General features: G+C 75.1%; 18 protein-coding genes. 11 read left to right on the forward strand and 7 right to left on the reverse strand.

The features are described from left to right. Positions 1-72 precede the first annotated feature (72 nt). Positions 73-927 carry a UbiA family prenyltransferase gene (locus JN535_RS06660; protein WP_205204029.1) on the forward strand — a complete coding sequence of 285 codons (855 nt, stop codon included), beginning with the start codon at positions 73-75 and terminating at the stop codon, positions 925-927. A gap of 43 nt (positions 928-970) precedes the next feature. On the opposite strand, the gene JN535_RS06665 is transcribed toward JN535_RS06660, so the two are convergent. After that, positions 971-1,882: a LysR substrate-binding domain-containing protein gene (locus JN535_RS06665; protein WP_205204031.1), complete on the reverse strand. Its 912-nt coding sequence runs from the start codon at positions 1,880-1,882 to the stop codon at positions 971-973. Between the two features lie 94 nt (positions 1,883-1,976). Between JN535_RS06665 and JN535_RS06670 the strand changes: the two genes are divergently transcribed. Further along, positions 1,977-2,957, forward strand: a complete 981-nt coding sequence (locus JN535_RS06670; RefSeq protein WP_205204033.1) for a threonine ammonia-lyase — start codon at positions 1,977-1,979, stop codon at positions 2,955-2,957. A 78-nt stretch (positions 2,958-3,035) separates the two neighbouring features. Next, entirely contained in the window at positions 3,036-3,656 is a 621-nt protein-coding gene (locus JN535_RS06675; protein WP_141388263.1) for an L-threonylcarbamoyladenylate synthase, read from the forward strand. A 38-nt stretch (positions 3,657-3,694) separates the two neighbouring features. Here JN535_RS06675 and JN535_RS06680 read toward each other — a convergent pair whose 3' ends face one another. Further along, entirely contained in the window at positions 3,695-5,233 is a 1,539-nt protein-coding gene (locus JN535_RS06680; RefSeq protein WP_205204035.1) for a lipase maturation factor family protein, read from the reverse strand. Positions 5,234-5,327: 94 nt separating this feature from the next. Between JN535_RS06680 and JN535_RS06685 the strand changes: the two genes are divergently transcribed. Then, complete coding sequence (locus JN535_RS06685; RefSeq protein WP_205204037.1) at positions 5,328-6,749, forward strand: UTP--glucose-1-phosphate uridylyltransferase; 1,422 nt, start codon at positions 5,328-5,330, stop codon at positions 6,747-6,749. A gap of 424 nt (positions 6,750-7,173) precedes the next feature. On the opposite strand, the gene JN535_RS06690 is transcribed toward JN535_RS06685, so the two are convergent. The 5 genes from JN535_RS06690 to JN535_RS06715 all read right to left on the reverse strand — a co-directional run bounded on the left by JN535_RS06690 (position 7,174) and on the right by JN535_RS06715 (position 12,984). Then, the gene (locus JN535_RS06690; RefSeq protein ID WP_205204039.1) at positions 7,174-7,830 is read right to left on the reverse strand and encodes a YigZ family protein; all 657 of its coding nucleotides are present in this window, start codon (positions 7,828-7,830) and stop codon (positions 7,174-7,176) included. Positions 7,831-7,934: 104 nt separating this feature from the next. Beyond that, complete coding sequence (gene argG / locus JN535_RS06695) at positions 7,935-9,380, reverse strand: argininosuccinate synthase (RefSeq protein ID WP_205204049.1); 1,446 nt, start codon at positions 9,378-9,380, stop codon at positions 7,935-7,937. 744 nt (positions 9,381-10,124) lie between these two features. Continuing rightward, positions 10,125-10,613, reverse strand: coding sequence for a VOC family protein (locus JN535_RS06705; protein ID WP_205204059.1), 489 nt, complete (start codon positions 10,611-10,613; stop codon positions 10,125-10,127). 179 nt (positions 10,614-10,792) lie between these two features. Then, positions 10,793-11,371 carry a Dps family protein gene (locus JN535_RS06710; RefSeq protein ID WP_205204060.1) on the reverse strand — a complete coding sequence of 193 codons (579 nt, stop codon included), beginning with the start codon at positions 11,369-11,371 and terminating at the stop codon, positions 10,793-10,795. A 443-nt stretch (positions 11,372-11,814) separates the two neighbouring features. Beyond that, on the reverse strand, positions 11,815-12,984 hold the full coding sequence (locus JN535_RS06715) for a DUF3866 family protein (RefSeq protein ID WP_205204061.1): 1,170 nt from the start codon (positions 12,982-12,984) through the stop codon (positions 11,815-11,817). Positions 12,985-13,019: 35 nt separating this feature from the next. Between JN535_RS06715 and JN535_RS06720 the strand changes: the two genes are divergently transcribed. The 7 genes from JN535_RS06720 (at position 13,020) to JN535_RS06750 (ending at position 20,795) form a co-directional block, all read left to right on the forward strand. After that, the gene (locus JN535_RS06720) at positions 13,020-14,120 is read left to right on the forward strand and encodes a helix-turn-helix transcriptional regulator (RefSeq protein ID WP_205204070.1); all 1,101 of its coding nucleotides are present in this window, start codon (positions 13,020-13,022) and stop codon (positions 14,118-14,120) included. Beyond that, complete coding sequence (locus JN535_RS06725) at positions 14,113-15,126, forward strand: helix-turn-helix transcriptional regulator (RefSeq protein ID WP_205204078.1); 1,014 nt, start codon at positions 14,113-14,115, stop codon at positions 15,124-15,126. The genes JN535_RS06720 and JN535_RS06725 overlap by 8 nt, the downstream gene beginning before the upstream one ends. Positions 15,127-15,136: 10 nt before the next feature. Further along, positions 15,137-15,463, forward strand: coding sequence for a hypothetical protein (locus tag JN535_RS06730; protein WP_205204080.1), 327 nt, complete (start codon positions 15,137-15,139; stop codon positions 15,461-15,463). Between the two features lie 57 nt (positions 15,464-15,520). Beyond that, positions 15,521-15,787, forward strand: a complete 267-nt coding sequence (gene tatA / locus JN535_RS06735) for a Sec-independent protein translocase subunit TatA (protein WP_205204081.1) — start codon at positions 15,521-15,523, stop codon at positions 15,785-15,787. Between the two features lie 36 nt (positions 15,788-15,823). Next, positions 15,824-16,567, forward strand: a complete 744-nt coding sequence (tatC, locus tag JN535_RS06740) for a twin-arginine translocase subunit TatC (RefSeq protein WP_205204648.1) — start codon at positions 15,824-15,826, stop codon at positions 16,565-16,567. Between the two features lie 43 nt (positions 16,568-16,610). Next, positions 16,611-17,705, forward strand: a complete 1,095-nt coding sequence (locus JN535_RS06745; protein WP_205204083.1) for a diacylglycerol/lipid kinase family protein — start codon at positions 16,611-16,613, stop codon at positions 17,703-17,705. A gap of 108 nt (positions 17,706-17,813) precedes the next feature. Beyond that, positions 17,814-20,795, forward strand: coding sequence for a DEAD/DEAH box helicase (locus JN535_RS06750; RefSeq protein ID WP_205204092.1), 2,982 nt, complete (start codon positions 17,814-17,816; stop codon positions 20,793-20,795). The last annotated feature ends 89 nt before the right edge of the window (positions 20,796-20,884 follow it).

Consider the following 20,884-nt stretch of genomic DNA (forward strand, 5'->3'; position numbering starts at 1 on the left):
GGGGGAGCGGCTCCCGCCTCGTGCCTCCGTCGGTGCCGGGCGGGCGGGCCCCTGGCGGGCTAGGTTGCCGCCATGGTGACCGGTCGCCCGCGGGGGCGCGTGCGGGGGCTCGTCGTCGCGAGCCACTTCCCGCCGACCGTGATGGTCACGGCCTTCGCGCTCGCGCTCTCGGCAGGGATCGGCGCGGGAGCGCGTACGACGACGCTCGTCGCGCTCGCCGTCCTCGCCGGCCAGCTCTCCGTCGGGTGGTGCAACGACTGGCTCGACGCGCGCCGCGACGTCGCGGTCCGGCGCGCGGACAAGCCCGTCGTGACCGGCGTGGTGACGCCTGCCGCACTGCGCACCGCGGCGCTCGCGGCCCTGGTCGCGTGCGTGGTGCTGTCGCTCGCGACGGGGGTCGTGCCGGGACTGGTGCACGTCGTCGCGGTCGCGAGCGCATGGTCGTACAACGCCGTGCTCAAGGCGACGTGGTGGTCCTGGGCCCCGTACGCGCTGTCGTTCGGGCTGCTCGCGGTGTTCGTCGTGCTCGCCGCGCCCGGGGACGGGCGGCCCGCACCATGGGCGGTCGCGGCCGCGGCGCTGCTCGGCGTGGGGGCGCACGTCGCGAACACGCTGCCCGACCTCGAGGACGACGCTGCGACCGGGGTGCGAGGCCTGCCGCACCGGCTCGGGCGGCGCGCGAGCTCGGTGCTCGCGCCCGTGCTGCTCGGCGCGGCCGCGGTCCTCGTGGTGCTCGCGCCCCCGGCGGCGCCCGGACCGGTCGGCTGGGCGCTCGGGGGGATCGCGGTCGCGCTCGCCGCCACCGCGGGGGCCGTGGGGGTGGCCCGACCACGCAGCCGGGCGCCGTTCGCCCTGTCCATGGGGGTGGCCGGCGTGTGCGTCGTGCTGCTGGTGCTCGCCGCGCCCGCCGTCGTGCTGCCCGGCTGAGCGCGCGCCGTCGGCACCGGCCCGCCCAGCCGGTGCGGGACGGTCAGCGCGCGGCGTCCACCAGGCCGTCCACGACCGCCGCCGCCCCCGGCGACGGGCGGTCCCCGTAGGTCACCGCCAGCACCCGGCGGGCCGCGCCCGGCAGGGCGTGCGCGTCCACCCGCGGGTGCCGGTGGGCGCGCAGCGCCAGGGCCGGGAGCAGCGAGACCCCCACGCCCGCCGCCACGAGGGACTGCACCGCGACGTAGTCGTCCGTCTCGAACGCGACCCGCGGCGTGAACCCCGCCCGCTCGCACCGCCCCACCAGGTCCGCGCGACACCGCTCGCACCCCGCGATCCACGCCGCGTCCGCGAGCGGCGCAAGGTCCACGAGCCGGTCCGAGGCGGTCGCGCGAGCAGGCCCAGCGCCACCGGTTCCCGCGCCGTCGTCCGCGGCGCGCACGAGGAACAGCTCCTCGGCGAGCACCGGCACCGCGCGCAGACCCTCCACGTCGGCGGGGGAGCGGTCGTGCTCGAACACCAGCGCCACGTCCACCGCACCGCGCCGCAGGGCGTCCAACGCCTCCGGCGGCTCCGCCTCCACCAGGCCCACGCCCAGGCCGGGATGGTCCCGCGCGAGCCGCGCCACGACGTCGGGCACCAGCGTCGCCAGCGCCGACGGGAACGCCGCCAGGCGCACCCGGCCCGCCGAGAGCGACACCAGCGCGTCCAGCTCGTCCCGCGCCGCGCCCACGCGCCCCAGGATCTCCTCCGCCCGCGCGGCGAGGAGTCGCCCCGCCGCCGTCAGACGCACCCCCCGCCCGTGCCGCTCCAGCAGCGGCGCGCCCACCTCCGCCTCCAGGCGCGCCAGGTGGTGGCTCACCGACGGCTGCGCGTAGTGCAGCGACCGCGCCGCCGCCGTCACCGACCCCTCGCGCGCCACGGCCGCCAGGACGCGCAGCCGCGTCAGGTCCATCTCGTCTGCCTCACCGACGAAGCATAGGTCCGATCGATCGATCCACTCAGAACAGGCATTGGACCTATGGGACAGCACGCGTCACCGTGGACGCATGGCCCCCGCAGACCTCGCCCCACCCACGATGCGCGACGTCCTCGACGCCCGCCGCCTCCTCGCCGCACACCTCGACCCCACCCCCGCGCGCACCTACGCCGCGCTCGACCACGCCACCCGCGCCCACGTCGTCGTCAAGCACGAGAACCTCCAGCCCACCGGCGCGTTCAAGGTCCGCGGCGCCCTCAACCTCCTGGTGCGCCTCGCGCCCGACGAGCGCGCCCGCGGCGTCACCGCGTTCTCCACCGGCAACCACGCCCAGGCGGTCGCCCACGCCGCCCGCGCCACCGCCACCCCCTGCACCATCGTCATGCCCACCGACCCCAACCCCACCAAGGCCGACGCCGTGCGCGAGCTCGGCGCCCGCCTGGTCCTCGCCGGCGCCACGTTCGACGACGCGCGCGAGCACGCCGCGGCGTTCGCGGCCGACGACGGGTCCCGGCTCGTCAGCGCCGCCAACGAACCGCTCCTCGTCGCCGGCGTCGCGACCGCGTACCTCGAGCTGCTGGAGCGTGCGCCGCACCTCGACGTGCTCGTCGTGCCCGTCGGCGGGGGCAGCGGCGCCGCGGCCGCGTGCCTCGTCGCCGCGGCGCTCGCACCCGGCCTCGAGGTCGTCGCCGTCCAGTCCTCCGCGTCGCCCGCCGCGCACGACTCCTGGCACGCCGGGGACCTCCTCGCGCGGCCCAACACCTCGCGCGCCGAGGGCCTCGCGACCGGAACCGGGTTCGCACTCACCCAGGCGGTGCTGCGCGAGCACCTGACCGACTTCGTGCTCGTCCACGACGACGCGATCGACCGCGCCGCCGCGCTCTACCTCACTGCCGCGCGCACCGTCGCGGAGGGCGCGGGTGCGGCGGCGCTCGCGGCGGTGCTCGCCGACCCGGAGCGGTTCGCCGGGCGTCGTGTCGGGGTCGTGTGCTCGGGCGGCAACGCGAGCCCGGCGGAGCTGCGCCGGGTGGCCGCGCACCTGCCGGGGTAGCCCGGGGGGCGGGCACGGTCGCGGCACGCCGGGCGCGAGCACCGGGCCGTCCTGGGGGCCGGGCCTAGGCTCGGAGCCATGGCCCGCTACCTCGACGTGCACCCCGACAACCCGCAGCCGCGCGCGATCGCGCAGGTCGTGGCCCTCCTCGAGGACGGCGGGCTCGTCGCCTACCCCACCGACTCCGGCTACGCGTTGGGGTGCCGCATGGACGACCGGGAGGGCGCCGACCGCATCCGCCGGATCCGCCACCTCGACGACCGGCACCACTTCACGCTCGTGTGCGCCGACTTCGCGCAGCTCGGCCACTTCGTCATGGTCGACAACTCCGCGTTCCGTTCCATCAAGGCCGCGACGCCCGGCCCGTACACGTTCATCCTGCGCGCGACGTCCGAGGTGCCGCGGCGCCTGGCCCACCCGAAGAAGAAGACCGTCGGCGTACGCATCCCCGACGACACCGTCGCGCAGGCCATCGTCGCCGCGCTCGGTGAGCCGATCCTGTCGAGCTCGCTCATCCTCCCCGGGTCCGCGGAGGCGCTCACCGACGGCTGGGCGATCAAGGAGGAGCTCGACCACGTCGTCGACGCCGTCGTCGACGGCGGTGAGCGGGGGAGCGAGCCGACGACGGTCGTGGACTTCTCCGACGGCGCCCCCGAGGTCGTCCGCGCGGGCGCGGGTGATCCCTCGCGCTTCGAGTGAGAGGGCGTCGATGGAGCCTGGCGGGCGGGACCCCGCGGTCAGGCGTCCGGCCCGAGGAGCCGGCGCAGGCGCGCGAGGTCGGCGGGGTCGACGAGCGTGCCGCGCTCCTCGCGCGCCCACCAGTCGCCCGAGCGCCGCCGCTCGTCGCGCGTCGTGTACCGGTAGCGGAAGACGCGGGCCCGCACCCACCGCGGGGCCGGCCCGGCGGGGTCGTCCGCGAACGGGTCCGCGGCGAGCAGGCGCAGGGTCGGGCGGTCGGCCTCGAGGAGCCGGAGCAGCAGCACCTCGAACCACCGCGTGCCGGGCGAACCGAGCGCGAGGAACCACATCTGCCAGTCCAGCCGCAGGTGGTACGGCGCGACCTGAGGCGGGCGTCGCCCCACGTCCCCCGGCTTGCCGCGGAACGCGTACTCGACCCAGTCGTCCGGCCCGGGGGAACGGGCTGTCGACCCCTCGATCACGACCTCGTCCCGGCGCCGCGACACGGAGCCGAACGCGCCGTAGGCGTTGACGAGCCGGAACGGCTCGAAGCTCGCGTTCATGAGCTGGCGGCGCGCGACGAGGTTGCGCGCCGGGCGCACGCTCAGCACCAGCAGCAGCGCCGACACCGCGAGCACCGCCACGACCAGGGCGACCGGGCCACCCAGGTCCGTCCGGCCGTCGGGCACCTGCTCGCCCGACCCCAGCGCCGGGACCAGCCACGACCCGACCGCCGCCCATGCGCCGTCGCTCACCACGCCCAGCCCGAGCACGACCGTCAGCCAGTTCAGCCACGCGAAGTTCCCCGTCACCAGCAGCCACGCCTGCGTGAGCACCACGACCCCGCCCGCGACGCTCGCCACCGGCTGCGGCGCGAACAGCGCGAACGGCACCACGAGCTGGGTCACGTGGTTGCCCGCCACCTCCACCCGGTGCCACCACCGCGGCAGGTGGTGCGCATGCCAGGAGAACGGGCCCGGCAGCGGCTGCGTCTCGTGGTGGTAGTCCAGGGCCGTGAGGTCCCGCCAGACCCGGTCGCCGCGGATCTTGATCAGCCCCGCGCCCAGCTCGACCCGGAACAGGCACCACCGCGCGAGCAGCAGCACCAGGACCGGGGGCGCCGCGCCCCCGCCCGACGACCCCAGCCACGCCACGAGGAACGTCACCTCGCACAGCAGCGACTCCCACCCGAACCCGTAGAACCGCTGCCCGACGTTCACCACCGACAGGTACGCCGCCCACAGCACCAGGAACGCGAGCGTCGTCACCCACCACGGACCGCGCTGCGGCACCCCGACGACCAGCAGCCCCGCGAGCACGACGCCGCACCACGCCATCCCCACCACGAACCGGTCGGAGCACCACCGCCGCAGCACGCTTGGCCCGTCCCGCCACGACGTACGTGCCACGAACGTCGCCACCGGCAGCAGCCCGCGCTCGCCCAGCAGCGGCCGCCACTGCCGCACCACCACGACGAACGCCATCACCAGCACCGCCGCCGTGCCCCGCTGCAGCACCTCGCGCGCCACGTCGTAGTCCGGTGCCCAGAACCACGACCCCAGCCACGTCGCCGCACGGCCGGGCCACCCGTCCGCCATCCCTCCACGGTAGGCGTGTGACCCGCGTCTCACCCGGTCGCGGACCACCCCCGCCGCCAGGCCGTGCGCGCACCCCCGCCCCTACGATCGAGGCATGAGCAGCCAGGGCCTCACCCAGTCCACCGACCGCATGCGCGACGCCGGAGTCGCCCCCGCCGCCATCGACGTCTTCACCCGCTTCTACCGGCTCCTCGAGTCCGGCGCGACCGGCATGATCCCCGAGTCCGACGTCGAGCCCCTCACCGACGTCACCCGCCGCGACGCGCTCGACGTCCCCGACACCGCCGCCCGCGACGCCCTCCGGCGCACCGCGATCATCAAGCTCAACGGCGGCCTCGGCACCTCCATGGGGATGGACCGCGCCAAGTCCCTCCTCACCGTGCGCGACGCCGACCCTCAGCGACCCGACAGCGGTCCCCTCACGTTCCTCGACGTCATCGTCGCCCAGGTCCGCGCCGCCCGGCACGCCACCGGAGCACCCCTGCCCCTGCTCCTCATGAACTCGTTCCGCACCCAGGACGACACCCTCGCCGCGCTCGCTCCCCACGACGACCTCCCCGTCACCGGGCTCCCGCTCGACTTCCTCCAGAACCGCGAGCCCAAGCTCCGCGCCGACGACCTCACCCCCGTCGACTGGCCCGCCGACCCCGAGCTCGAATGGTGCCCACCCGGCCACGGCGACCTCTACACCGCCCTCTACGCGTCCGGGGCGCTGCGCGCCCTCCTCGACGCCGGCTACCGCTACGCCAGCGTCTCCAACTCCGACAACCTCGGCGCCGCCCCCGACGCCGCCATGGCCGGCTGGTTCGCCGCCAGCGGCGCCCCCTTCGCCGCCGAGGTCGCCCGACGCACCCCCGCCGACCGCAAGGGCGGCCACCTCGTCGTGCGCCGCAGCGACGGACGCCTCGTCCTGCGCGAGACGGCGCAGACCCCCGAGGACGACCAGGACGCCGCCGCCGACATCAGCCGGCACCGGTACTTCAACACCAACAACCTCTGGTTCGACCTCGAGGCGCTCGCGGCGGAGCTCGACCGCACCGGCGGCGTGCTCGAGCTCCCGCTCATCAAGAACACCAAGACCGTCGACCCGACCGACGCGTCGTCGCCCGAGGTCGTGCAGATCGAGTCCGCCATGGGCGCCGCCGTCGAGGTCTTCGACGGCGCCGTCGCGATCGAGGTCGGTCGCGACCGGTTCCTGCCGGTGAAGACGACGAACGACCTCCTCGTGCTGCGCTCCGACGTCTACGACCTCGACGACCGGTACCGGTTCGTCGCCCGGACCGACGCGCCCCTCGTCGACCTCGACCCGGCCTACTACAAGACCATCGCCGCGTTCGACGCCCGGTTCGACGACGGCACCCCGTCGCTGCGCGCGGCGCGGTCGCTCACGGTGCGCGGGGACTGGACCTTCGGCTCGGGCGTCACCGTCACCGGCGACGCCGAGCTCGCCGACCCGGGCGGCTCCTCGCGCGTCCCCGACGGCGCGGTCGTCGGCCCGGACGGGGTCAGCGACTGACGCTGGGAACGGACTCGGGTCTCCCGAGATAGAACCGTGGTCACACGAGGTAGAACCGTGGTCACACGAGGTAGAACCGTGGTCGCGCGAGGTAGAACTGTGGTCGGGCATTGGGCCGCATCCGAGCCAACCCCACCGCTCGTCCGTCGGCCCACTGGGTAAGGGGCGGGCCCGCGGAGCCGACGCGGAACTCTGTTCGAGCGAGAGCGAGCTCCGGGGCCGGGGAGCAGACGGTCGTCGACGTCGCCGTGCGGGGTGGGTGGTGGTGCCGCGTCATGGCGGGGCTGGCAGGAGCGACGACCATCCAGGGCGACCACGCGCCGTCGGGCAGGTCCGCGGTTCTACCTCGACCAACCACGGTTCTACCTCGACCGACCACGGTTCTACCTCGACCGACCACGGTTCTACCTCGGCCGTGTCGCGGTCAGGCGGGGAGGTCGACGACGCGGTCGGTGCCGCGCTGGGCAGTGAGGGCGCCCGAGGTGGCGGCGGCGAGGTCGGCGTCGAACCGGTCGAGCTCGGTGGGCGGGACGTGGACGGTGAACTCCGCCTCGGTGGCGTAGGTGACGTCGTCGAGGGTGCCGTCGTGCTGGACGGCCCAGTCACGCAGGACGCCGTGGAGGCGGCCGGCGTCGGCGTGCGGGACGTCGACGCGCACCTCGGTCAGCACCGCACGGCGCACGGCCCGCGCGACGTCGAGCGCCTCGCTCACCGCGGACGAGTACGCGCGCACGAGCCCGCCGGCGCCGAGGAGCACGCCGCCGAAGTAGCGGGTGACGACCGCGACGACGTCGGTGACCTGCCGGTGCCGCAGCACCTCGAGCATGGGGACGCCCGCGGTGCCGGAGGGCTCGCCGTCGTCCGTCGAGCGCTGCTGGTCGGCGTGCGTGCCCACGACGAGGGCGACGCAGTGGTGCCGCGCGTCCCAGTGCTCCTTGCGGATGCGGGCGATCACGGCGTCCGCGTCGGCGACGGACGCGACGGGGGAGAGGTGCGCGAGGAACCGGGACCTCTTGACGACGAGCTCGTGGTCGACCGGTCCAGCGATCGTGCCCCACAGCTCACCGGTGCCCGCGCTCATCCCGTGAGCCTAGCCGCGCGGGGCCCCGGTTCTGAGCGCGACGGACGCGCCGACGCCCGGGTCGGTGGTCCGACCCGGGCGTCCGTGGAGCGTCGAGGACGACGTCAGTCCGTGCCCGACTCCATGGCGGCGCGGTCGAGGAGCGCGTCGTCGCCCTCGGCCATGCCGCGCGAGGCGATGACCTCGGCGCCGCCCTCGGGCATCGCGCCGATGAGCTCGGTCGAGGCTTGCGTGGCACCGATGAGGGCGGCGTGCGTCGTGCCGACGATGCCCATGCCGGCGTACTGCTCGAGCTTCGCCCGCGAGTCGGCGATGTCGAGGTTGCGCATGGTGAGCTGGCCGATCCGGTCCATGGGGCCGAACGCGGAGTCCTCGGTGCGCTCCATCGAGAGCTTGTCGGGGTGGTAGCTGAAGGCGGGCCCCGTGGTGTCGAGGATCGAGTAGTCCTCGCCGCGGCGCAGGCGCAGCGTGACCTCGCCCGTGACGGCGGTGCTGACCCAGCGCTGGAGGGACTCGCGGATCATGAGCGCCTGCGGGTCGAGCCAGCGCCCCTCGTACATGAGGCGGCCGAGGCGTCGGCCCTCGGTGTGGTACTGCGCGAGGGTGTCCTCGTTGTGGATCGCGTTGACGAGGCGCTCGTACGCGGCGTGCAGGAGCGCCATGCCGGGCGCCTCGTAGATGCCGCGGCTCTTGGCCTCGATGATGCGGTTCTCGATCTGGTCCGACATGCCGAGCCCGTGGCGGCCGCCGATCGCGTTGGCCTCCTGGACCAGGGCGACCGCGGACTCGAACTCCTGCCCGTTGATCGTGACCGGGCGGCCCTGGACGAAGCCGATCGTCACGTCCTCGGTCTCGATCTCGACCGCGGGGTCCCAGAACCGCACGCCCATGATGGGGTCGACGGTCTCGATGCCGGTGTCGAGGTGCTCGAGCGTCTTGGCCTCGTGGGTCGCGCCCCAGATGTTGGCGTCCGTCGAGTACGCCTTCTCGGTGCTGTCGCGGTAGGGGAGGTCGTGGGCGAGCAGCCACTCCGACATCTCCTTGCGGCCCCCGAGCTCGGCGACGAAGTCGGCGTCGAGCCACGGCTTGTAGATGCGCAGGGCCGGGTTGGCGAGCAGGCCGTAGCGGTAGAACCGCTCGATGTCGTTGCCCTTGAACGTCGACCCGTCGCCCCAGATCTGCACGTCGTCCTCGTGCATCGCGCGCACCAGCAGGGTGCCGGTGACGGCGCGGCCCAGGGGAGTGGTGTTGAAGTACGCGCGCCCGCCCGAGCGGATGTGGAACGCACCGCAGGCCAGCGCGGCGAGGCCCTCCTCGACGAGCGCCGCACGGCAGTCGACCAGCCGCGCGACCTCGGCGCCGTACGCCGTCGCGCGGCCCGGCACCGACGCGATGTCGGGCTCGTCGTACTGGCCGATGTCGGCGGTGTAGGTGCAGGGCACGGCGCCCTTGTCGCGCATCCAGGCCACGGCGACGGATGTGTCGAGGCCGCCCGAGAACGCGATGCCGACGCGCTCGCCGACGGGGAGGGAGGTGAGAACCTTGGACATGGTCAAAGTATGCGTCAATCCGCATAGGTATTCAATTCCACGGTGATCGAACCTGGCGCCGCCGCAGTCGCCCGCGTGTCCGACAACTAATAGTGTGCCAAGCGGTAGGGTTCATCCGTGACCACCGACGACGAGACCGCACCGCCCGCACGCCCCGACGGCGGGGCCGGGGGAGGCGGATCGACGGCGGGGACGACCGCCTCCCGCTACCCGCGCCCGACCGTCACGCTCGACGAGGCGGAGTGGGTGTGGCGGACCCTTGCGACCGAGGCGATGGTGGAGTCGGCGAAGCCGGAGACGGTGCGGCTCGCCGTGATCGCCGGCCTCACGCGAGCGACGGGTGCCCGGTACGGCGACCTTCTGCGCTGCACGACCGACGCGATCGACCTCGGCCCGGCCACGGCGCGCGCAGGGGAGGGGAGGGTCGTGCTCACGCACGGCAAGCACCGCACGGTGCGCGAGCACGTGCTCAGCGCGAGCGTCGTCGTCGTGCTGCGGCGCTGGATGGCCGTGCGCGAGGTGCTCGCGGCAGATCTCGAGGGGTCGGTGCCCCGCGCGCTGCTGCTCACGGTGCACCACACGCACGACAACGGCGTCACGGTGTCGAGCGGCCTGCCCATCACGAAGCAGGGGCTCGTCCTGTCGTGGCGGCGGTTCGTGCACCGGACGAACGCCCGCTACGGCGCCGTGCGGGCTCCGCTGCCGACGCGCTTCGAGCAGGTCCGACGGGCGTGGGTCGAGGCGTCAGCGCCCGCCGGGAGCGGGATCGTCGCCGGCCCCGGGCTCGGCGACGACGCCGGGCGGGACGCCCTCCTCGCCGCCGAGCTCCTGGAACAGCGTGATGTGGAGGCCGGCGGGGGCGTCGAGGCGTGAGTTGAGCGACCGCCACGGCGTCGGCGTCGGGGGAGCGACGAGCTCCGCCCCGGCCTCGACGGCCCGACGCGTCGCCTCCTGGGCGTCGTCCACCTCGAACGCGACCCGCAGGTGGCCGGCGACCTGACGCCCGACCTCCACGTCGTCGATCGCCCGCCTGTGGGCCGGGTTCGCGATCTCGAGGGTCGCGTGCCCGACGTCGAGGATCGCCACCCGGTCGTCCTCGCCGTCGGCATACGCGATGCGCTGGGGGAGGCCCAGGACGTCGCGGTAGAAGGCGAGTGCGGCCTCGAAGTCGTGGGCCTCGACGACGAGTCGGAGCTGGCGGACGGCGGGCCGCGCACCCGGGATGTCGGTCATCTCCTGAGCCTAGTCGGCTCGCTCGAAGATGAAATAGTGTGCCAAGCGCATCTCACCACCTGACCGACCCGAGACAACTCACCACACAGCCCCGAAAAGCAGGCGACCCCGCCACGACGGGCGTGGCGGGGTCCGGGCACGCGGGCGCCGGTCGGTGGCGCTGCGGGGGAGGACGGGGCTCAGGGCTGGCCGGCGGCAGCCTGCTCGGCCTTCTGCGCCGCGCCGGTCTCCGTGCGCGCGCCGGCGGTGGAGAGGTCGCCGCCGGTCGACTCGAGGTGGGCGCGGACGAACCAGTGGAACAGCTCGAGATCGTGCAGGTGCCCGATGAGCAGGTCGTTCGTCACGTCGTCCAGCTCCTCGGTCGCGGTCGCGGCCTCACGGTGCGCAGTGATGACCCCGACGTACACCTCGTCGAGGGCGCCGAGGTGAGCGATGGTCGAGGCGCGGCCGAGCGAGTAGTCCTCCCAGCTCCGGTCGGCGACCAGCGCGCCGGGCGTGCCCTTCGGGGAGACGCCCAGGGTCGCGATGCGCTCGGCGATGGCGTCGACCATCGCACGCACGGCGTCGACCTGGGGGTCGATCATCTCGTGCACCGCGATGAAGTGCGGGCCGACGACGTTCCAGTGGATGTGCTTGAGCGTGAGCTGCAGGTCGTTGAGCGCATGCAGACGCTCCTGGAGGATCCCGGCGACCTTCGCCCCTTCCTCGGGGGTGAGCGACGGGACGGTGTACTTCGGCAGGTCGGAGCGAGCGGCCATGGGTGCCTCCTCGGGTCGGGTGCGCACGCCGCGGTGGCGGCGGGACGGCGGTCGGCGTCGTCACCGACCATCGTGGTGCCGTCGCATGCTCTTCGCAGGACGAGCGATCAGTCCCGGTGCGCACGAGGAGGACGACGTCGAGCACGGCGAGCCCGTCGAGCGCCGTCGAGACCGTGGACGAGACCTCACCGAGCGTGACCGCCTGGACGCCGAGCGCCAGCACGGGCAGGACCGTCTGGCTCGTGAGGAGGCGCCGCGCGACGGGCACGACGGCGCGAGTCCCGTCGTCCGGAGCGCCGCACCTGCGTACCCGGTCGCGAGCGCGAGGGGGTCGGGAGGCGGCGCGAGGCCACGGAACCAGCCGGGCGGCTGCCAGGTCCACGGGGTGCGGGCGGCGGCGAAGCGTGCCGGTCCGGGCCGGCGATGGTCGTCCCCCGGTGCGGTCATGCAGGTCGGAGCGACTCTGCGTGGACGCCGGCGACGGCGGCGGCGACGAACGCGGCGGGGTCGGTGTCGAGGCCGCGGCCCATGGTGGACAGCCGGACGGGGACGGCGTGGAGCGCGTCGAGGAGGTCCTCGCCGGCGGGGACGTCGACGAGGTGGTGGCGCCCGGTCGGTGCGGCGAGGGTCGCGGCCTGCTCGGCGACGCGGCGGGTGAGGTCGGCGCCCCACCCGGGGAGCGCCTCGACGTCGGGGGCCGGGACGGGCACGGGGACGTCGCAGGCGGCGAGGGCGACGCGGCCGTACGCGGTGAGGGAGTGGTGGGAGACGCCGAGGTGACGGTCGCGGGCGTCGGCACCGGAAACACGCAGGGACGCGACAGGGCGGCCGCCCAGGGCGGCGACCGCGTTGAGGGCCTCGCCCGCAGCGACGCCGGAGAAGCCCCAGCGCGTGCCGGTGCCGAGGTTGCCGGGGCCCTGGGCGACGACGACGAGGTCGGCGCCGGTGACGTGGCGCGCGGCGAGGAGGCCGGTGTGCACGGTGACGGCCTCGAGGTCGCCGCCGAACGCCTGCCCGACGGTGAGGCAGGTGTCGATCCAGCCGGCGTCGCGCAGGGTGGCGACGGTGCGGGAGAACGCGGCGGGCAGGGCGCCGCCGTCGGTCATGACGTAGGCGACGCGGGGCGCGGGGCGGCCCGCGAGCGCCGCGGCGTGCCGGGCGCCGGCGACGACGGCGGGCAGGGCGGAGTGGAGGTCGGCGACGACGACGGGGGTGTCGGCGAGGTCGTCGGCGTCGCGGAGGGTGTCGTGGTGGGGGGACTCCTGCTCGTCGACGCCGAGGACGAGCGCCTGGAGGGGGGTGTACCGGGCCTTGACGAGGTGGCCGGGCCCGGGAGCGGGGTCGGGCGGGAGGGGGGTGCCGGGCTGGGCCGGCCCGACGACGAGGGCGTACCCGCCGGTGCCGAGGCCGCGCGCGAGGGCGGAGACGTTGAGGAGCACGTGGTCGCCGGGGTCGGGGGTGCCGACGAGCTGGGTGTAGGCGAGGGCGCGCACGGTGGCGTCGGGGTCGTCGTCGCGCCCGGGGAGGGGGTCGTGGAGCCGCACGTGCAGCTCCTGGGCGCCGGTCCAGGCCTTCGCGTGCGACATCACGGTCGCGGTCCGCCACGTGATCACGCGGCACACCCTATCGACCGACTAGCGTGGTGCCGATGTCCGAGCCCACGCCCCCTTCCGTCGCGCCCGATCCCGCGCCCTCGTCGTCGGGGTCGTCGCCGACCAACCCGGCCGCGCGCCTGCTGAACCTGGTGATCGCGCTGGTGAACACGAACGCGTCGATGACGAAGCAGCAGATCCGCCTCAGCGTGGCGGGGTACGGCGACGCGCCGTCCCCGGACGCGTTCGAACGGATGTTCGAGAGAGACAAGGACACGCTGCGCGACCTGGGCATCCCGATCGTCACGGTGGACGCGGGCGGGCACGCGGACGAGGTGGGGTACCGGATCGACCAGGACGCGTACGCGCTGCCCGCGGTGGACCTCACGCCGGCGGAGCTGGGCGTGCTGGCGCTGGCGGCGCAGTTCTGGCAGGACAAGACGTTGCGCACGGACATCTCGCGGGCGCTGACGAAGCTGCGTGCGGCGGGCGCGGGGGAGACCGCGATGGACGTCGTGGCGGGCCTGGCGCCGCAGGTGCGGCCGGTGGGCGACGCGTACGCGACCCTCATGGACGCGATCTCGACGCGGCGTGCGGTGTCGTTCACGTACCGGGCGGCGAGCACGGGCGAGGTGCGGGCGCGGCGCGCGCACCCGTGGCGGATCGCGGCGCGGCGCGGCGGCTGGTACCTGGTGGGGTTCGACCTGGACCGGGGGGCGCCGCGGTCGTACCGGCTGAGCCGGGTCGAGGGTCGCGTGCGGGCGACGGGCCCGCGCGACGCGTTCGAGGTGCCGGCGGACGTGGACGTCGACGCGGCCCTGGGTACGCGCGACGCGGGCGGGGTCGCGCGCCTGGCCGTGGTGCCGGAGCGCGCGGGCGCGCTGCGGGCGCGCGGCACGGTCGTGGGGTCGGTGCCGGACGCCCGGGCGGGCGACGGTGCGGGGCGCGACGTGCTGGAGGTCGCGTACGACGTGCGGTACGCGATGGCCGACGAGGTCGTGGGGTACGGGGACGCGGTGCTGGTGCTGGGTCCGCCGGACCTGCGCGCGGCGGTCGTGCGGAGGCTGCGGGACGCGGCGACGCTGGGCTCCGCGCGCGACACCGCGGCCGCCGCGGAGCAGGGCGAGGGGTCGACGGAGGTGACGGGGCGTGGCTGAGCGCGCGGACGACCGGCTGGTGCGCCTGCTGGGCATCGTCGCGTACCTGGACGGCGCCGGTCCGGTGCCGGTGGGCGAGCTCGCCCGGCACTTCGGCGTGAGCGAGCGCCAGGTGCTGGACGACGTCGACGCCCTGTGGGTGTCGGGCACGCCCGGGTACTGGCCGGACGACCTCATCGACTTCGACGCCGACTCGATCGAGCGCGGCGTCGTGCGGCTCACCGAGGCGCGCGGCATGACCCGGCCCCTGCGGCTCGGCACGCGCGAGGCGGTGGCGCTCATCGCGGCGCTGCGCGCGATGCGCGAGACCGCGGCGGTGCAGGCCGACCCGGAGCGCGCGGGCGTCGTCGAGTCGGTGCTGCGCAAGCTCACCGACGCGACCGGGGAGGCGGCGGCGGCGCTCGACGTGCAGCTCGCCCCCGAGGGCGACCCGCGCGTGGTGGCCGCGATCACGAGCGCGCTCGTCGCGGGCCACCGCCTGCGCATCCGGTACGTGACGGCCGCCGACGAGGAGTCCGAGCGCGAGGTCGACCCCGTGTCCCTGCACACGCAGGACGAGCACGCCTACCTGCTCGCGTGGTGCCACCGCGCCCGCGGCCGGCGCACGTTCCGCGTCGACCGGATCCTCGACGCCACCGAGCTCGAGCATCCCGTCGAGGGGCACGACGTCGACCCCGACGTCGACTTCACGCCCACCGGCGACGCCCCGCTCGCGACGATCACGTTCGCCAGCCCCGCGCGCGCCGTCGCCGAGCAGGTCCCCGTCGAGTCCGTCCGCAACCTGCCCGACGGCGCGTTCGAGGTGCGCCTGCGCGTCACCAACCCTGTCTGGCTGCGCCAGCTCCTCACCGAGCGGGCGAGGCACGTGCTCGCCGTCGAGCCGGCCTCGGTCGCGCACGACGTGCGCGAGGCCGCGAGCGCCGCCCTGTCCGCGTACGCGCACCTGCCGGGCGAGGTCGTGGGCCCCGGGGGCGACCCGTCGGGCGACGACCGGGCCGCTGGCTAGGGTGGGCGGCATGTGGTTCTGGGTCTGGACGCTGCTCGTCGTGGGCACGCTCGTGGGCGCGTTCTTCCTCGCGCGGCGCCTGTGGCGGTCGGTGAAGGGGCTGGGGCGCGAGGTGTCGCGCGCGTCGCAGGTGGCCGCGGACATGAGCGCGCGGGCGGACGAGCTGTCCCGCGCGCTGGAGGAGGCGCGGCCGTCGACCGCGCCGACCCTGTTCGACGACCCGGTCGTGCTCCAGGAGCGCGTGGACCTGCTGCGCGCCGAGCGGGCGGAGCGGCGCGTGCAGCGGCGGCGGCGCGACGAGCAGGTCTGGTACCGCTGGGGCCGGTTCAACGCGTAGGGTTCACCGCGTAGACTCGCTCGCGTAGCGCCGTTCGCCTCGAGGAGGAGTTAGCCCATGGGCATGCTCAAGCCCTGGCACATCATCGTGCTGGTCGTCGTCATCCTGCTCCTGTTCGGCGCCCGCCGGCTCCCGGACCTGGCCAAGAGCGTCGGGCAGTCGCTGAAGATCTTCAAGAGCGAGGTCAAGGACCTGCGCGAGGACGACACCACGCCGCCCGCGGCGGGCGGCACCGGCACGACGACCGCGTCGACCGGTACCTCCGCGCCGACCGTGACCGGAGGGACGACGTCGCCCGAACCGGGCGACACCTCGAAGGGATAGTCGGTGTCACGTACGTCCCGTGACCCCGAGGGGCGGATGCCGCTCCGCGAGCACCTCCTGGAACTGCGCAAGCGTCTCTTCCTCGCCGCGTGCGGCCTGGTGGTCGGAGCGATCGTCGGGTGGTTCCTCTACGAGCCTCTGCTCGAGGCGCTGCAGGCGCCGCTGCTCAAGGCGGCGGAGGAGCAGGGCAAGGTCATCAGCCTGAACTTCTCGGGCCTGGCCTCCGCGCTCGACATGAAGGTCAAGGTCTCCCTGTTCCTCGGCGTCATCGTCACGTGCCCGTGGTGGCTGTACCAGCTGTGGGCGTTCATCACCCCCGGGCTGACGACCCGGGAGAAGAGGTACGCGTTCGCGTTCCTCGGTGCGTCGGTCCCGCTGTTCCTCGGCGGCGCTCTCCTCGCGTGGTGGGTCCTGCCCCACGCGGTCGACATCCTCGCCGGGTTCGTGCCCGACGGCGCTACCAACCTCGCCGACGCGCAGGGCTACCTGAGCTTCGTCATGCGCCTCGTGCTGGCGTTCGGTCTCGCGTTCGTGCTGCCCGTGGTGCTCGTCGCGCTCAACGCGGCCGGGCTCGTCCGCGCGTCCGCCCTGGCCAAGGGCTGGCGCTGGGCGGTGCTCATCGCGTTCGTGTTCGCGGCCGTCATGACCCCGACGCCGGACGCGCTGACGATGATCTTCGTGGCGCTCCCGATCTGTGGCCTGTACTTCGCGGCGCTCGGCATCAGCTACCTCCACGACCGGCGCGTCGACAAGCTCGACGCCGCACGGCTCGCCCTGTGACCCGCACGCCCCGGCCGCGCCCCGTCGGGCGCGGGGGCCGCGCGTGAGCACGGTCGCGCTCGTCGTCAACCCGACGGCTGGGCGCGGGCGAGGTCGCGCCGCGGGCGTGCGCACCGCCGAGACGCTGCGCACGGCCGGGCACGACGTCGTCGACCTCAGCGCCCCGAGCCTGCCCCTCGCCCAGGAGTCGGCCGACGCCGCCGTGCGTGGCACGGGCGGCGACGACGCGGGAGCGAGACCCCGGGTGGACGCCCTCGTCGTCGTCGGCGGGGACGGCATGGTGCACCTCGGTGTCAACGCGACCGCCGGGACCGGCGTCCCGCTCGGCATCGTCGCGGTCGGGACGGGCAACGACTTCGCGCACGGCCTCGGGCTGCCCACGACCCGCGCGGACCGGTGCGTGGACGCCCTCCTCGCGGCACTCGGCACCTCCGCGAGCGCCGTGCCCTCCGTTCGCGCCGTCGACGCCGCACGGGTCATGGGCGAGCACCTGGCCACGCCGCGCTGGTACGCGGGCGTGCTCTCCGCGGGGATCGACGCCGCCGTCAACGCCCATGCGAACGCCGCCACGTGGCCGCGCGGCCGGTCCCGGTATGCGCGCTCGGCCCTCACCGAGATCACGCGGTACCGCCCGTACGGGTACCGGGTGACGCTGCGCGGCGTGCCCGCGGGCGACGAGCTGCCCGCGCTGCTCGCGGGGGCGCCCCTCCTGCCCGACCGTGTCGCCGTCGGGACGAGCCCTGACGTCCCCGACGCGCAGGGCGGGCGGACCGTGGTGTGGGAGTCTCCGGGGGCGCTCGTGTCGGTCGCGAACGGGCCGCGCATCGGCGGCGGCATCCGGATCGCGCCGGGCGCGGCGCTCGACGACGGCCTGCTCGACGTCGTCGTCGCGGGCCCGTTCGCGCGCTGGGGCGCGGCCCGCATCTTCCCCGGCATGTACGCCGGGCGGCATCTGGCGAACCCCGGGGTGGGGACGCTGCGCGCGACGTCGGTGACGATCGCGGCGACCGGGGCCGGCGCGGCACCGCCGCACGCGTTCGCCGACGGTGAGCACCTGGGACCCCTGCCCCTGCGGGTCGACGTGGTCCCGGGCGCGCTGCGCGTCCTGGACGCCGCGGCCGGCCCCGTCGCGCGCTGACCATCCGCCGGCCGTCCGCCGACGACGCGCCGATCGCCTGCGGACCGCCCGCCGCGCCGCACCCGCGCTCCGACCGGCGTGCTCGGCGCCGGACCGTAGGCTGGCACCATGACGGCCGCTGAATCGCCCGCCGCCCGTTACGCCGCGTCCCGAGCTCGCCAGGCGGCGTCCCGCACCCGGCTCGCGGAGTTCCGGCAGGTGCTCGACTTCCCGCTCGACGACTTCCAGGAGCGCGCGTGCGAGGCGCTCGAGGAGGGGCGCGGTGTGCTCGTGGCGGCGCCCACGGGCGCGGGCAAGACGGTCGTGGGCGAGTTCGCCGTCCACCTGGCCCTCGCGGGCGGGCGCAAGGCGTTCTACACCACTCCGATCAAGGCGTTGTCGAACCAGAAGTACGGCGACCTCGTGCGCCGCTACGGCGTCGACTCGGTGGGCCTGCTCACCGGCGACACGACGATCAACGGGGAGGCGCCCGTCGTCGTCATGACGACCGAGGTGCTGCGCAACATGCTCTACGCGGGCTCGCGCACGCTCGACGGGCTCGCGTTCGTCGTCATGGACGAGGTGCACTACCTCGCCGACCGGTTCCGCGGGCCGGTGTGGGAGGAGGTCATCATCCACCTGCCCGACGACGTGCAGCTCGTGTCCCTGTCCGCGACGGTGTCCAACGCGGAGGAGTTCGGCGACTGGCTGGAGATGGTGCGCGGCGACACGACCGTCGTCGTCAGCGAGCGCCGGCCCGTGCCGTTGTGGCAGCACGTGCTCGTCGCGTCGGCGAACCCGGCGACCGGCGTCGCGCACGCCGGCGGCGGCCGGGCGCTCGGCGCGGACCTGCTCGACCTGTACGCGGGGCACGTGGACCCGACCGACCCGGGCGTGAACCCGCCCATCAACCCGGACCTGCTGGCCGCGTTCCGCGCGGCCCCGCGCACGAGCGCGTCGGGCCCGGGCGGTCGGCGCGGGCCCGGAGACCGCGGGTACCGGGGGCGGGGCGGGCGTCGCCCCGGCCCCGACCGTGCCCTCGGCGCACGGCGCACCCCGGCGCGGTTCGCCGTCGTGGACGCCCTGGACGCGGACGGGCTGCTGCCCGCGATCTACTTCATCTTCTCCCGTGCCGGGTGCGAGGGCGCCGTCCAGCAGTGCCTCGCCGCGGGGCTGCGCCTCACCTCGCCCGCGGAGGAGGCCGAGATCCGGCGGGTCGCGGAGGAGCGTACCGAGACCATCCCCGCGGAGGACCTCGAGGTGCTCGGCTACTGGACGTGGACCGAGTCGCTCGCGCGCGGGATCGCGGCGCACCACGCCGGGATGCTGCCCGTGTTCAAGGAGACCGTCGAGGAGCTGTTCAGCCGCGGCCTGGTCAAGGTCGTGTTCGCCACCGAGACGCTCGCGCTCGGCATCAACATGCCCGCACGGTCCGTCGCGCTGGAGAAGCTCGTCAAGTGGGACGGGACCGCGCACGTGGACGTCACGCCCGGCGAGTACACCCAGCTCACCGGACGGGCGGGGCGGCGCGGCATCGACGTCGAGGGGCACGCGGTCGTCGTCGACCACGCGGGCCTCGACCCCGTGCACCTCGCGGGCCTGGCGTCCAAGCGCCTGTACCCGCTGCGCTCCAGCTTCCGGCCCACGTACAACATGGCGGTCAACCTCGTCGCGCAGGTCGGGCGGGACCGGGCGCGCGAGGTGCTGGAGACGTCGTTCGCCCAGTTCCAGGCGGACCGCGGCGTGGTCGGGCTCGCGAAGCAGGCGCAGGCGCACGCCGAGGCGCTCGACGGGTACGCGCGCGCCATGACGTGCGACCGCGGCGACTTCGCCCAGTACGCGGCGCTGCGCCGCCGCATCACCGCCCGCGAGGGCGACCTGTCGCGCGCCGCGAGCCGGTCCCGCCGCGCGGAGGTCGTGGCGGCGTTCGAGCGGCTGCGGCCCGGCGACGTGGTCGAGGTGCCCTCGGGGCGCCGCGCGGGCTACGTCGTCGTGCTCGACCCGGGGGAGGGGGCAGGGTTCGACGGCCCTCGACCCACCGTGCTCACGCAGGACCGGCAGGTGAAGAAGCTCACCGTCGCCGACGCGCCCGGCGGCATCCGCACCGTCGCCAAGGTCCGGGTCCCCAAGTCGTTCAACCCGCGCGTCCCCGCACAGCGGCGCGACCTCGCGTCCACGCTGCGCAACGCCCTCGGGGCGCTCGGCGAGCCCGGCACGCGTCCCGGCCGCACGACCCGCACCCGGTCGGCCGCCGCGGACGACGCCGAGCTCTCGCGCCTGCGCGCCCAGCTGCGCGCCCACCCGTGCCACGACTGTCCCGACCGCGAGGACCACGCCCGCTGGGCCGAGCGGTGGGCGCGCCTCAAGAAGGAGCACGACCAGCTCGTGCGCCGCGTCGAGGGCCGCACCGGGTCCATCGCGCGCGTGTTCGACCGCATCTGCGACGTCCTGCTCACCCTCGGCTACCTCGCGCCGGACGACGTCGCGGACGACCCGGTCGCGCCGCTCGAGGACGCCCTGGACGCGGAGGAACCCGCCCACGGCCCCCGCGACGGCGACGACGGCCACGGGCGTGACCGCGCGCGCAGCGCCGGGCTGCGCGTCACGCGCGACGGGCAGTGGCTGCGGCGCCTGTACGCGGAGAACGACCTGCTGCTCGCCGAGTGCCTGCGCCGCGGCGTGTGGGAGGACCTCGACGCCCCCGCCCTCGCGGCGGTGGTGTCCACGTGCGTGTACGCGGGACGGCGCGAGGACCACGGCGAGCCCGACGTCCCCGGCGGCCCGCACGGCAAGCTCGCCCGCGCGCTCGAGGCGACCACGCGCGTGTGGTCGGAGGTGGACGACCTCGAGGACGCGCACGACATCGACGCCACCGGGCAGCTCGACGAGGGTCTCGTCACGGCCGTGCACCGCTGGGCCGTGGGCCGCAGCCTCGACGCCGTCCTGCGCGGCTCGGAGATCGCGGCCGGCGACTTCGTGCGCTGGTGCAAGCAGGTGATCGACGTCCTCGACCAGGTCGCGACCGCCGCCCCCACCCCCGCGGTGCGGCGCACCGCGCACCAGGCGATCGACAGGCTGCGCCGGGGCGTCGTCGCGTACTCCAGCGTCTGAGCCGACGCCGTGACGTGCACGACACCCGGCCCCACCTGCGCCGACGCCCGACCGGGCAGGTGAGCTTCGGGGCGGTTGTGGCGGTATCG

The sequence above is a fragment of the Cellulosimicrobium cellulans genome (assembly GCF_016921195.1).
GTDB classification, from domain to species: Bacteria; Actinomycetota; Actinomycetes; order Actinomycetales; family Cellulomonadaceae; genus Cellulosimicrobium; species Cellulosimicrobium cellulans_F.